The sequence below is a fragment of the Candidatus Defluviilinea proxima genome (genome assembly GCA_016721115.1).
In the GTDB taxonomy this organism is placed as follows: Bacteria; Chloroflexota; Anaerolineae; order Anaerolineales; family Villigracilaceae; genus Defluviilinea; species Defluviilinea proxima.
The window spans coordinates 2262661-2275142 of the sequence record JADKIW010000001.1; the positions used below are offsets into that span (position 1 = coordinate 2262661).

Genomic DNA, 12482 nt, shown 5'->3' on the forward strand with positions numbered 1-12482 from the left:
ACACAATCATGCCTATCATCTCCCTCACCGACTGGAACCACTTCATCTCTCAACACCCCAACGCCCACCTCCTCCAAACAGGGGAGTGGGGCGAGTTGAAGTCTGCGTTTGGGTGGAAACCAGTTCGGGTTGCAACTAGCAACTTTGGCGTACAAATTCTCTTTCGCAAATTACCTTTGGGGTTTACTGTGGGCTATATCCCTAAAGCAAACTTTGACCAATCTCTTTTGCCTGAAATTGACCAAGTCTGCAAACAAAACCGCGCTATCTTTCTCAAACTCGAACCCGATTTTTGGACAGGCGAAAAACCTGAAACTTGGAACTTGAAACTTGCAACTTCGCCTCATAATATTCAACCGCCTCGCACCATCATCATAGATATTCGAGGAAATGAAGATGAGATACTGGCGAAAATGAAACAAAAGACTCGCTACAACATCCGCCTCGCCGAGAAAAAAGAAGTGATTGTCCGCGCCTCGAACGACATCGAGTCCTTTCACAAGATGATGACAGTCACAGGCGGGCGTGACGGGTTTGGAATCCATTCGCTGGAATATTACAAGCGAGCGTATGAACTTCTCCAACCCAAAGGTTTGGGCGAAATCCTGGTGGCTGAATACGAAGGCAAGCCACTCGCCGCCTTATTTGTCGCTCGCAATGGACGTCGCGCCTACTACCTCTACGGCGCATCCACAGACGAAGAACGCAACCGCATGCCGACTTACCTCTTGCAATGGGAAGCGATGAAATGGGCAAAGGCTCATGGTTGTGAAGAGTATGATCTCTGGGGCGTCCCTGATGAAGACGAAGCTACACTCGAAGCCAACTTCGAGTCCTGCCACGATGGCTTATGGGGTGTCTATCGTTTCAAACGTGGATTTGGCGGTGAACTCAAACGTGCCGCGCAAGCCATGGACCGAGTCTATAATCCGTTATTGTATTGGGCGTATTTGAAGTTTATGGGAAACCGTGAATGACAACTCATTACTGTTATCAATGTGGAAGTGAACTTGAACTGCGCCATGTTGACCATCGTGAGCGCGAAGTTTGTCCCAAATGTGGATGGGTGCATTACCTTCAACTAAAAGTGGGCGCGGCTGTCATTATCGAACAAGATAACAAATTGTTGTTATTGCAGCGTGCTCATGAACCCTGGCTTGGTAGTTGGATGATCCCTGCTGGTTATGTCGAAGCAGATGAAGACCCGAGAGATGCGGCAAAGCGGGAAGTTCTTGAAGAAACAGGGTTGGATGTGGAACTTGGCGATCTGGTTAAAACCTACTACTTTGACGATGACCCTCGTGGTAACGGTGTTGCCTTTGTTTATAAGGCAACCAAAATTTCAGGGATAATGAATATAAACAACGAAGCAACTTCTGCTGGATATTTTGCCCCTGATGAAATCCCTGCATACCTGACAAAGGGTGGGCACGATAAAATTATTGCTGAGTGGAAATTAGGAATGCATGGCACAAGCCATGGACCGAGTCTATAATCCGCTTTTGTATTGGCTTTATACCAAGTATGTAGCCTGTGATTAAGGAGATTTTTGTTCAAATGAGTGATACTCAGTATGACCAAGCAACAAACGGACAAGCCAAAAACTCTAATGGGCGTTTATATGTCAGTTTTACTATCACTGGGAAAGATTTAAATTCCGATGATCTTACGGCAAGGCTAGGTGTAAAGCCAACACTCTCTTTTAAACGTGGTGATGTAAAGGCAAACACTGATGAGCAACAACAGTTATGGCAACATGGCTGTTGGAGTATAGATTCGGACAATAAAGGATTTTCATCCAACAATCCACAACCGCATTTTGAATGGTTGCTTGGCGTGCTTACACCGGTTGAAGAAGAGCTCAAAGAAATTCTTGCAAATAAGAATGTTGATGCTCGTGTAAGTTGTTTTTGGATTATGCCTGATGGGCGAATTAGCATGGAAATAGAGCCTGAGCTTCTTTTACGTCTTGCTAAGTTGAATGTAAAAATTTGGTTTGATATTCACTGTGATCATTGAGATTTTATGACTGTTTCAAATTGGAATTCTCTAATCTCCAATCTACCCAATCCACACTTTCTCCAAACCTACGAATGGGGGCAGGTGAAGGCGAAGTATGGGTGGGAGCCGCTTTATGCGGTGTGGACGGAAGATAAGTTTTCAGTAACTGATGACTGTTCACTGCTTACTGATAACTACCTCGCCGCCATACTCATCCTCAAACGCCAAATCCTCCGCAACGGATTCGCCGCACGTCTCTCGGTTCTATATTCTCCTAAAGGGCCTCTCCTCGATTGGACGAATGAATCCGTGCGGACTCGTGTGCTCGATGACCTGCAGTCCTTTGCGAAGAAACAGGGAGCGATCTTTCTGAAAGTGGACCCCGATGTTGTGCTGGGAACGGGAGTCCCTGCCAGCGAGGAAGATGCTCCAGAAAACAATGGGCAGGCTGTGATGTCCGAGTTGAAGCGGAGAGGGTGGGAATATTCATCGGATCAGATCCAGTTCAGGAATACAGTCCTCATTGACTTGAATCCAACTGAAGAAGAAATGCTTGCGCGGATGAAGCAGAAGACTCGTTACAACATCCGTCTCGCTGAAAAGAAAAGTGTTGCTTTGCGCGTAGGCACGCTGGTAGATTTGCCCATGCTTTACAAGATGTATGCGGAGACATCTGTGCGCGATGGCTTTGTGATCCGTGATGAGGGGTACTACAAAACCGTGTGGGAACTATTCATGACGGGCGGTCAATCGTCAATCGTCAATCGTCAATCGTCAATACCGTTGGCCGAACCATTGATCGCCGAAGTGGACGGTGAACCTGTCGCGGCGATCTTCGTCTTTTACTTTGCTAGGCGTGCGTATTATGTGTACGGCATGTCGCGCAATGTGCACCGTGAGAAGATGCCAACCTACCTTTTACAATGGGAAGCGATGAAGCGTGCGAAGGCAAAGGGATGCACTGCTTATGATCTGTGGGGTGCGCCTGAAGTGTTCGATGAAAGTGACTCGATGTGGGGAGTCTATCGCTTCAAAGAGGGACTTGGTGGAAAGGTCGTTCGTACACTCGGCGCGTATGATTTTGCACCCAGCCCGCTTTGGTATAAGATGTATTCGGAAGTCATTCCACGTGTGTTGGATGTAATGCGTTCGCATGGAAAAGCGAAGACAAAACAGAATTTAGGGGCGTAGTTTCTTGAATACCCCGATGGTTGAGTAGCGAGCGGTTGTTGCGAGCGTATCGAAACCATCAAGTAACTGAAATTGTTTTGCTTAGTGGTGGTTTCGGTACGCCCTTCGCTATCGCTTCGGGCTACTCAACCACCTGAGCATATTTGAAAAGAGATAACATGAATAAAATCTCCCGCCTCCATTTTGCCCATCTCCCAACTCCAATTGAAGAATTGCCACGTTTGACCAAAGCCCTGGGCGGACCTCGAATCCTCGTCAAACGCGACGACCAAACGGGACTCGCCTTTGGTGGCAACAAGACTCGCAAACTGGAGTTTCTGATTGCAGAAGCACAAGAACAAGGCGCGACGATGTTGATCTCTGGCGGAGCGATGCAATCGAATCATTGTCGTCAGACTGCGGCGGCGGCGGCGCGGTATGGATTTGAATGCACGCTCGTGTTGACAGGGGATTTGCCAGCTCAACCGTCCGCGAATCTGTTGCTTGATACTTTATTTGGCGCGAAGGTTATCGCCGTGCCTGATCGCAAGGATAGAGATCGAATCTTGCAAGAGACTTTTGATAACGCTGTTGCGGAGGGGAAGAAGCCGTACCTCGTCCCGTATGGCGGATCGAGTTCGACTGGGGCGTTGGGATATGCGTTTGCGATGGAAGAGTTGATGGAGCAAACGAGAACTCCGAGTTTTTCAAAAACTCGGAGTTCTGAACCCGACTGGATTGTCTTCGGCACATCCTCCGGTGGGACACATGCGGGATTGGTATTAGGTCAGCGCCTGTTTGGATTCAAGGGCAATGTGTTGGGAATCAGCATTGATGAATCGGAAGAGTGGTTGAAAAAGAATGTGTCAGCGTTGGCCTCGTCAGCGAGTGAAAGGCTGGGGGAGCGGATTGAGTTTACTCAGGCCGATGTGTTGGCAAATGCCGATTATTGTGGAGCAGGTTACGGCGTGTTGACCGACGCGGAGCGCGAAGCGGTCAATCTGTTTGCAAAGTATGAAGGTCTTCTACTTGACCCAGTCTACACGGGGCGCGCTGCGGCGGGGATGATCGATCTGATCCGCAAGGGATTTTTCAAGAAGGATGAGACGGTGCTATTCTGGCACACAGGCGGACAGCCTGCATTGTTTGCGGATAAATACGCAAACAAGATTTAAATCAAAAGGACGGGTCAAACCCGTCCTTTGTTTTTAACCGAGGGAAACGCCGATTAATTTACCGATACCATACGTGAGCGCGGCGGCGGCGATGCCGACCAGCACTTGACGCGTGCCAGAGAATAAAACGCTTTTACCTGTCATCAAGGTGATTGCGGCACCGATGATGAAGAGACCGATGGCGCTGACGATGAGACTGAGGGCGATGGCGAGTGTGCCGCTCCAGAAGAAGTAGGGGAGCATCGGGAAGAGCGCACCGAACGCAAAAAGGAAGAACGATGTGAATGCGGCTTCATATGCAGAGCCACCGAGTTCTTCGGGGTCGATGCCGAGCTCTTCGCGCGCGAGCGTGTCAAGGATGTTGGCTTTGTCTGCCATCATGTGTGCCGCCATCTCGCGTGCGCGGTCTTCAGGCAGGCCTTTCGATTGATAGATCAGAGCAAGTTCTTCCTGCTCCTCCTCAGGGTTTTCTGCGATCTCTTCCGCTTCGATCTTGATCTGATGTTCGTAGAGTTCACGCGAACTTTGCACCGAGAGCCATTCGCCAAGCGCCATCGAACCTGCACCTGCGAGTACACCAGCGAGACCTGCGATCAGAATATCAGGACGTGAGTTGGTTGCACCTGCTACACCCATTGTGAGGCTGAGAATGGATACGAGACCGTCGTTCGCGCCGAGGACTGCCGCGCGCAGGGCATTGCCTCCGCTGGCTTTGTGACGTCCCTCGAGTTGGGCAACGACTCCACCAGACATGCCGCCTGTGGAAGTGGACGCAACGGAAAGTAAGCGCGCATGAGATTTTTCTTCGAGCGAAAACTCCTTCGCCTCTTCATCGGACTGTCCATCGTATGCTTGACTATCGGCTTTTTCGTTGCTGGTAATTGTTGGAAGTACGAACTGTGTGCCGAATCGTTGTGCCAGCCAGATCATGGTCGCGGCGCGCCAGGTCGGTTTGCGCGGGGGAATGGTCACTTTAAGGTCAGAGAGTTTCTTTTCCCAGGTTGCGGCGTGTTTCTCTTCGCTTGCCGCCAACTTGCGATAGACCTCTGCCATTTGTGGTTGTGATTCTTTTTCTGCCAGTACGTTATATAATGCCGCCCCGTCGATCTCTTTTTGCCTGTTGGCAAAATATCTCTTAATATCCTCTTGCTCAGACATGGTTCCCTCCCAAAAATAAAACCGTCATTGCGAAGAGAGCGTAGCCCTCCTCGCAATGACGGTTAGTTTTAGTTAACTTACTTCAGCGCAGCCCAGCCAGCGTATTTGGCGGTATCGCCGAGTTCTGCTTCGATGCGGAGCAGTTGATTGTATTTCGCCACACGGTCAGAGCGGGCGGGAGCACCGGTCTTGATCTGACCTGTGTTGAGCGCCACAGCGATGTCTGCGATGGTCGCATCTTCGGTTTCGCCAGAGCGGTGACTGGTGACCGCACGCCATCCAGCACGCTGACATTCGTCCACGGCTTCGATGGTCTCGGTCAAGGAACCGATCTGGTTCACCTTCACGAGCAAAGCGTTTGCGGCGTTCTCTTTGATCGCCTTGCGGACGCGTTCGGGGTTGGTCACGAGCAAATCGTCACCGACGATCTGGCATTTGTCACCGTAGGTTTTGACAGCCAACTTCCAGCTTTCCCAGTCGTCTTGTGCAAGACCATCTTCGATGGAGACGATGGGATAATCCTTGACCCACTTGGCCCAGAATTCAACCATCTGTTCACCGGTCAACTTCTTGCCTTCCTTGCGGAGGTTGTACATCTTGCTGTCTTCTTCATAGAGTTCAGAAGCGGCAGGATCAAGCGCGATGGCGACATCGAGTCCGCGACCGGCTTTGAAACCTACCTTTGAAATGGCAGAAAGAATGACTTCGAGAGCTTCCTCGTTGGCCTTCAAAGCAGGAGCGTAACCGCCTTCATCACCGACGAGTGTGGCATAGCCCTTTTCCTTCAACACGGATTTCAACGCGTGGTAGATCTCCGCGCCCCAGCGCAAGCCTTCAGAGAAAGAAGGAGCACCGAACGGCATGACCATGAATTCCTGCATGTCAGTCGATTGCCAGGCAGTGTGTGCGCCACCGTTCAAGATGTTCATCATCGGCACAGGCAACACGTGCGCATACACGCCACCGAGGTAGCGATAGAGCGGCAGACCCAAAGAGTTGGCCGCAGCTTTAGCAACGGCAAGGCTCACACCCAAAATTGCATTCGCGCCGAGCTTTGATTTGTTGGGTGTGCCATCCAGTTCGAGCAATGCGGCATCAAGACCTTTCTGGTCGGTTGCATCCCAGCCGAAGAGTTCGTCTGAGATCACGCCGTTGACGTTCGCCACAGCCTGCGAAACGCCCTTGCCAAGATAGCGTTTCTTGTCGCCGTCGCGCAATTCAAGCGCTTCATGTATGCCGGTGGATGCGCCTGACGGCACAGCCGCGCGTCCCCATGAACCGTCCGCAAGCGCAACTTCAACCTCAACGGTCGGGTTGCCGCGCGAGTCAAGAACTTCCAATGCTGAAATACTTTCGATAATAGTGTCCATTTTTTTTCTCCAATATGTTTTTATAACCGATCACGAGTTATAGATAGGGCTGATTAACAGTGTCTAATTTTATCTTTAATTCGTTCAAAAGTTCGGTTGTAATTGCTTTTTGTGATGATGAGAGGTCAACCAATTCTTCCGGGTCCGATTCTACATCAAACAGCTTGACCAATTCGGATATATTGCGTTCACTGTATCCAAAATAATAGTGTAGCTTATATCGTCCTTTCGTCAATGTGACGGATGCATGCGTAAGGGGGACAAACTTCCCGTTTTTTGTGGATCTCATCGTATACACGCTTCTTTCCGACCCCGAAGCTGATTCAGCGAAAGGAGCCAATACTTCCCCTTCGGCCCATTCCGGAACCGCCTGCCCCGTTACATGCAGGAGGGTGGGTAGAAGGTCTATCGCGCTGGTATTCGTGTATACGTCTGTGCGAGATTTGCGCCCCGGTTCAAAGATCATTAATGGCGTTCGGATGACTGGCTCATACATCGAGTCCGTGCCATGCGCTACTATACCACGTTCGAACATTTCACCATGATCAGACGTAAGCACAAGCCAGGTGTTCTCCAATAAGCCAAGCGATTCCAATTTCATGTACAGATCGTTGAAAGCCTTGTCTGCATACAGAATGAATTCATCGTACTCAGTACGCTGTTTCAGCATCTCTGCCTTGGATTTTTTCTGTGAGAAGACAGAGTCATCGGGCTTGTCGACCGGTGCGTAACCATCCTGCCCGAAGCGGCCATAAAACTCTTGTGAGGTTCGGTAAGGATCATGCGGCGGCAGAAAATGGAAATACCCAAGGAATGGTTGGGGCAGGGCAGGCAGGCGTTTGACAGTCCAATCCACGGCATCTTCGAGTGTGAATACATTCTGTGAAGCTTCAATGGACGGAATGCCACGCGGGAATAGTTTCCTGTAATCCGCGATATGCTTCTCGCGCAGGAGTTGATAGAGATGTGATATCAACAGTGAGTAGGCGGTGCCTTGCTCTTTTATGTTGATGTTGCGCGTCCAACTTAACGAGGCGATATCGTCATCGTTCTTGAAAAGAGTATGAATGAACCCATCATCTTGCGAGCCGAGAAAGAGTGAGTACCAAGGGATTAACTCATCGATTTCACTGCCGAACGTGCTCAGGATCTTATTTGCCCATGGATTATGGGTATAGGCGATCCCGTAATGATCTTTGAAGGCGCTGAATATATTACGCGTGATAAAGTCGTCGCTCACTGTGCCATTGGATTGAAATGCGCGATGTGTCCATGGGAGCGTCCCAGTCAAAATGGATGCTGTACCGGGTGTCGTGAAATTTCCTCCTGCATAATGGTTGTGATACACGACAGCTCGCTCCGCCAGCCTTGTAATGTTAGGCATGGTCTCGCGTGGGTAACCGTGCATGGATAGGTGATACGCGGAGAGTGCATCGAAAACGATCACAAGTACGTTCGCTTGTCCGCTTTGCAGGGGTTGTGGCATTCCAAGTTTGGTAAAGGTTTGTGAAGCGGCAACACCAGCGGGTAAAACCCCAGCCAGCTTCAAAAAATCTCTGCGTGAAATGGGACGTTTCATGATTTATCCAATATTACGGATGACCACCACGATCAAACCGATAAGGTCAAAGAACAGATACAACATGGTCAATGTGGAAAGACGCTCGATCAATTCCTGCATGAACAGGAATACTTTGTTCGTACGCAAGAAGAAATACACGGGAAGTATGACCGTTGGGATAACGATGATCAAACTCCCTGCATATAAAACGCGTAGGGGATGTGCGTTACGAGCAAGAGCCTGCATCAGCGGGGCGGGGAGATTGATATTCCAAAGAAAGAAGAACTGGCTAAGTATTCCCCACAGAGTAATGATAAGGACGATAAGACTCAAAAATGCAACGCGTGTATCAACATCCCATTGTTTTGGCAAGACAAAACCAATTGCTGTGAAAATAAGAAATACAAGAATACTTTCAACTAGCGCCAATAACAGCCCATATGCCACCACACCGACAGCGTCCCATGTATTGGTCCGCTCGGCTACCCAGGATATATCCCGGAAGGCCATGATGAGAGCCCAAAGATGAAATGGGAAGGCGCACATTAAGAAAAGGGACCAGAGTCCCTGTTTGGAGTAGGTTCGTAACATTAATTCAAGTTCCGGGGCCAAATTATACCCAGAGCGGTCACAAATTGCGCTTTTTCAAATCATGAACGGTTTCGGTATAAATTCTTGTTGGGCACAGATAGCATGTGTTCAAGATTCATGGGCAGACCAAGGAACTCCACGATACGGGAGCAGAAGGGTTCAGGGGTTGCCATGAGCGCGTTGAAATTGACGTACAGCACTTCGATATTCGGTTGCCGCACGAGCCAGGCTCTAACTGTCTTGAGGTGACCTTGAAATTGTTGTTTCATCTCTTCATCTTCCACTGTGGAAGTTTCGTTTCGGTTCGTGAGCATCTTCTGCTGTGATGCAAGGACTTCGCTCAGTTCCCGTTCCATGAAGATGATCTTATAAGAATGTTGTGGCGGCAAATATTCAAGCAGGGATGAGATGACTTTGACAACCTTGCCATTGGCGCCATCCATCCACGTCAGGTTGCCTCGCGTCATCTCTTTGACGGCTTCGAGTTCGAAATATCCATTGGGGTTGTCGTTGTCGGCCTGACGCAAGCCGTCGGTGACAGCTTGCAGGCCACCTTCCACGAGCATCTTCATCATCATGGAAGTACCAGACCTTGGCAGGCCCGACACAATGACAACAGGTAGTTTGGGTTGTTTCTTTTTACTGAATAAAGACAATGGGTTTTTCACTACAAGTATCCCAAGCCCTTCAATCTTTCCTCAATATCTTTTTGACCTTGTCCACCGGCGGAGTGCGAGGGCGGTTTGACATGGGATTGGTCGAGGTGTTTGCCGATGGCGAGGAAGGGAATATCGCGGAAGGAGATGGCCCCAAAATCGCGCAGGTCACGGTTGGCAAACAATACACCGGGCACGATATCTGCATCCATACAGTGATCGGCACCCCAGTGATCGGTATTGGGTTCCATGACCGCTTCAGGAATTTTGCCGACCCCGGTCTCAGCGGAGGAACGGTATCCTGCGGCGTACCCAACTATAAGGTCGGGGCCGAGGCGTGTGTAGGGACCGGAGTACACCTCGTGCTTGAGTCGTGCTTTTTCGACAACTGAGTCCCCATTGGAGTTTTTCCAGTTGACCAATTTATCTTTGATCTCAGCCAATGTACTTTCGATCGCGTCAGGTTGGACGATGCCTTGCCCCTCGCGGCCTTGAATGTTCAAGTAGATGCTGTTGAGACCAACAGAATACGCGCGGGTCTTGGCCCAATCCACATGGGTGAGATCGCCCGATGTGTTGCCATTCTTGAATGCAAGATAACCTTCATTGAGAAGCCAGCGATTCAAATGGACCTTGTGCTGGAAGTTGCTAAAGCCATGATCCGACATCACGATGAAACGATGCTTGCTATCCCAGCCTGAGATTTTCTGCTGTACATCACCGACGAAACGATCCAACCGCTGATACCAATCGCGGACGATATCCTGCCGGTTGTGGAAAAACATGTGTTGCACGCGGTCGAGATCATCAAAGATGGCCGCGAGTACACCCTCACGAAAATCGCCCATCAGATGATAGAGAATGCGGATGCGTTGATCGAAGATGAGTTGGCAGAGGTCTAGGAATTGTTCGTCGTTGATACAACCATCTTCGAGACCGGTGGTGTCCTGCGGCCAGCCGAGCGTAAGGAACGGGCCGACTTCCGTCCACAACTTTTTGACGAATGATTTCGATGCTGTGTAGTTGAATGTGGAATGAAGCGGATGGATCTGCAAGGGTTGAACATAAAAACGGACAACGCCGTTTGTATTTGTGAGAATGACCTGTGTGATTGCATGGACGTTGACGAGAAGCCCTGCTTTGAATTTCAACTCAATGATCTCACTCCACTTGCCCAAACGAAGTTGAATCTTTTTGCCATCAATAGAGAGTTCAGCGAGGTTGTTATCAATGATATCGAGGGTGAGTGGCAGAGTGATGAACTTCGGCCCCGTCTTGCTCGGTACTTGCGGCCCCGGCAGTTCAGCTTGATAACGATTCTTCCCAGTCGATTCTAATTTCACAACGCGAACTTTTTTCTTCTCTTCGGTTTCGGTTGTGAAGAACGTACCCACCCCAAGTTGTCCACGGATATCGGGTGTGCCAAGGCCGGGGATGGTCATCACCGGTAATTCAGGGCGGGCAGGGAACATGGCCGGCCACCACAGCGCTGTTGCGGGGTAGCCTAATTCAGAGGCTTCCTCAAAAAAAGTTTTGGCTGTGTAAGGGGGAACGAACTGCTCACCCAATGCGCTTTTGCGTGTCGGCAAAATGGACACATAGGGCATATATGTGCCTGGGTCGCGATGAACGAAATCGAAGATGCCGTGGCCACCCGGGTCTGTGCCGGTGGCAATGCTCGTCCATGAAACCTCGGTCTGTGGGGGAGAGCAAACATCTAAACGGGAATATCCGTTCCACTGATTGAACTTTTCAAAGTTGGGCATTTGTCCCTTGCCCAACATATCTTCGAACGTTGCAGGGTTAAAGGAATCAAACCCCAGAATAAGAGTCTTCATGCAAAACTAGTCTATTCCTGGGTTTCTTCTTTGTTTTCACGTGAACGGCGGCGAAGTTTGGCAATCCCTTCTTTGATTCTGCGTGAAAAAATAAATAATACACCTGAAACAGCTACTAACGCTCCGGCCAGTGCCTGAAACAGGATGCCGCCTGTGTTGGGGTCAATATACATTTTGACTAACTCCTTTATCGATTGGTAAATTGTGATTGCAAGTATAATCCACTTTAGGTGACCGATTTTTCACTATGGACTCAGCGCCTCATTCCCCACTTGAACCTGATTCTAGAGACAAAAAGAAATTCTATTTCGCTGACACTTTCCAGCGCCGGGCATTGATCTTGTTTGCCCGCGCTATTTTTTACCCTGTTATGAAATACGAGGTCAGCGGACTTGAAAATTTTCCTTACGAAGGGGCGGCTATTCTTGCGGCGAACCATGTAACAAATTTCGATGTGTTCCCAATACAGTTCTCTGTCCCTCGTGTGATATTTTTCATGGGGAAGGCTGAGTTGTTCAAAAATCCTGTGATGGATATTTTGATGCGGAACCTAAGCAGTTTCCCTGTCAATCGTGGAGAGAAAGATCAGTGGGCGATGGACCATGCGTTGAAAATCTTGCGTCACGGACTTGTCCTCGGCATGTTCCCAGAAGGGACGAGATCGCAAGGGGCTGGGCTAAAGGTCGCTAAAACAGGAACAGCCAAACTTGCGATTGAAGCGGGATGTCCCATTGTGCCAATAACGGTCCAAGGGTCAGACCAGTTTTTTAAGAAGATTCCACACCGGGCACGTGTCCACATTCAGATCCTGCCGCCTATTACGCCGAATGCTGGGGAGAGTCCGCTGGCGCTGACTGACCGTTTGATGTTCACTTTAGCAAAGGCTTTGCCAAAAGAAATGCGTGGCGTGTATGGCATAGTGCCACAAGGTTTTGAACCAAATTAAGTTATACTCTTGCTAC

13 protein-coding genes are annotated in these 12482 nt (G+C 49.6%); 6 read left to right on the forward strand and 7 right to left on the reverse strand.

Features of this window, described 5'->3' with window-relative positions; translation table 11 throughout:
- Nucleotides 1-8 precede the first annotated feature (8 nt).
- From IPP66_10485 to IPP66_10505, 5 genes are all read left to right on the forward strand, one after another.
- A complete protein-coding gene (locus IPP66_10485; protein MBK9925708.1) occupies nucleotides 9-977 on the forward strand; it encodes a peptidoglycan bridge formation glycyltransferase FemA/FemB family protein in 969 nt (322 codons plus the stop codon).
- Nucleotides 974-1495, forward strand: a complete 522-nt coding sequence (locus tag IPP66_10490; protein ID MBK9925709.1) for an NUDIX hydrolase — start codon at nucleotides 974-976, stop codon at nucleotides 1493-1495. Before IPP66_10485 ends, IPP66_10490 begins: the two co-directional genes overlap by 4 nt.
- Before the next feature lie 62 nt (nucleotides 1496-1557).
- Nucleotides 1558-2019, forward strand: coding sequence for a DUF4279 domain-containing protein (locus IPP66_10495; protein MBK9925710.1), 462 nt, complete (start codon nucleotides 1558-1560; stop codon nucleotides 2017-2019).
- 6 nt (nucleotides 2020-2025) lie between these two features.
- Nucleotides 2026-3192 (forward strand): peptidoglycan bridge formation glycyltransferase FemA/FemB family protein, encoded by a 1167-nt coding sequence (locus IPP66_10500; GenBank protein MBK9925711.1) that lies wholly within the window; start codon nucleotides 2026-2028, stop codon nucleotides 3190-3192.
- A 158-nt stretch (nucleotides 3193-3350) separates the two neighbouring features.
- Nucleotides 3351-4346, forward strand: a complete 996-nt coding sequence (locus IPP66_10505; protein MBK9925712.1) for a D-cysteine desulfhydrase family protein — start codon at nucleotides 3351-3353, stop codon at nucleotides 4344-4346.
- A 33-nt stretch (nucleotides 4347-4379) separates the two neighbouring features.
- Here the strand turns inward: IPP66_10505 and IPP66_10510 are convergent, their stop codons facing one another.
- The 7 genes from IPP66_10510 to IPP66_10540 all read right to left on the reverse strand — a co-directional run bounded on the left by IPP66_10510 (nucleotide 4380) and on the right by IPP66_10540 (nucleotide 11693).
- On the reverse strand, nucleotides 4380-5504 hold the full coding sequence (locus IPP66_10510; GenBank protein ID MBK9925713.1) for a VIT1/CCC1 transporter family protein: 1125 nt from the start codon (nucleotides 5502-5504) through the stop codon (nucleotides 4380-4382).
- Nucleotides 5505-5581: 77 nt separating this feature from the next.
- Nucleotides 5582-6874 carry a phosphopyruvate hydratase gene (gene eno, locus IPP66_10515; GenBank protein ID MBK9925714.1) on the reverse strand — a complete coding sequence of 431 codons (1293 nt, stop codon included), beginning with the start codon at nucleotides 6872-6874 and terminating at the stop codon, nucleotides 5582-5584.
- A gap of 37 nt (nucleotides 6875-6911) precedes the next feature.
- On the reverse strand, nucleotides 6912-8453 hold the full coding sequence (locus IPP66_10520) for a sulfatase-like hydrolase/transferase (protein ID MBK9925715.1): 1542 nt from the start codon (nucleotides 8451-8453) through the stop codon (nucleotides 6912-6914).
- A gap of 3 nt (nucleotides 8454-8456) precedes the next feature.
- The gene (locus tag IPP66_10525) at nucleotides 8457-9026 is read right to left on the reverse strand and encodes a hypothetical protein (protein ID MBK9925716.1); all 570 of its coding nucleotides are present in this window, start codon (nucleotides 9024-9026) and stop codon (nucleotides 8457-8459) included.
- A gap of 59 nt (nucleotides 9027-9085) precedes the next feature.
- Nucleotides 9086-9694 carry a sulfotransferase gene (locus IPP66_10530; protein MBK9925717.1) on the reverse strand — a complete coding sequence of 203 codons (609 nt, stop codon included), beginning with the start codon at nucleotides 9692-9694 and terminating at the stop codon, nucleotides 9086-9088.
- A complete protein-coding gene (locus IPP66_10535; protein ID MBK9925718.1) occupies nucleotides 9694-11520 on the reverse strand; it encodes an alkaline phosphatase family protein in 1827 nt (608 codons plus the stop codon). The genes IPP66_10530 and IPP66_10535 overlap by 1 nt, the downstream gene beginning before the upstream one ends.
- Before the next feature lie 11 nt (nucleotides 11521-11531).
- The gene (locus IPP66_10540) at nucleotides 11532-11693 is read right to left on the reverse strand and encodes an LPXTG cell wall anchor domain-containing protein (protein ID MBK9925719.1); all 162 of its coding nucleotides are present in this window, start codon (nucleotides 11691-11693) and stop codon (nucleotides 11532-11534) included.
- A 74-nt stretch (nucleotides 11694-11767) separates the two neighbouring features.
- On the opposite strand from IPP66_10540, the gene IPP66_10545 reads away from it, so the two are divergent.
- Nucleotides 11768-12466, forward strand: coding sequence for a 1-acyl-sn-glycerol-3-phosphate acyltransferase (locus tag IPP66_10545; GenBank protein MBK9925720.1), 699 nt, complete (start codon nucleotides 11768-11770; stop codon nucleotides 12464-12466).
- Nucleotides 12467-12482: the final 16 nt, after the last annotated feature.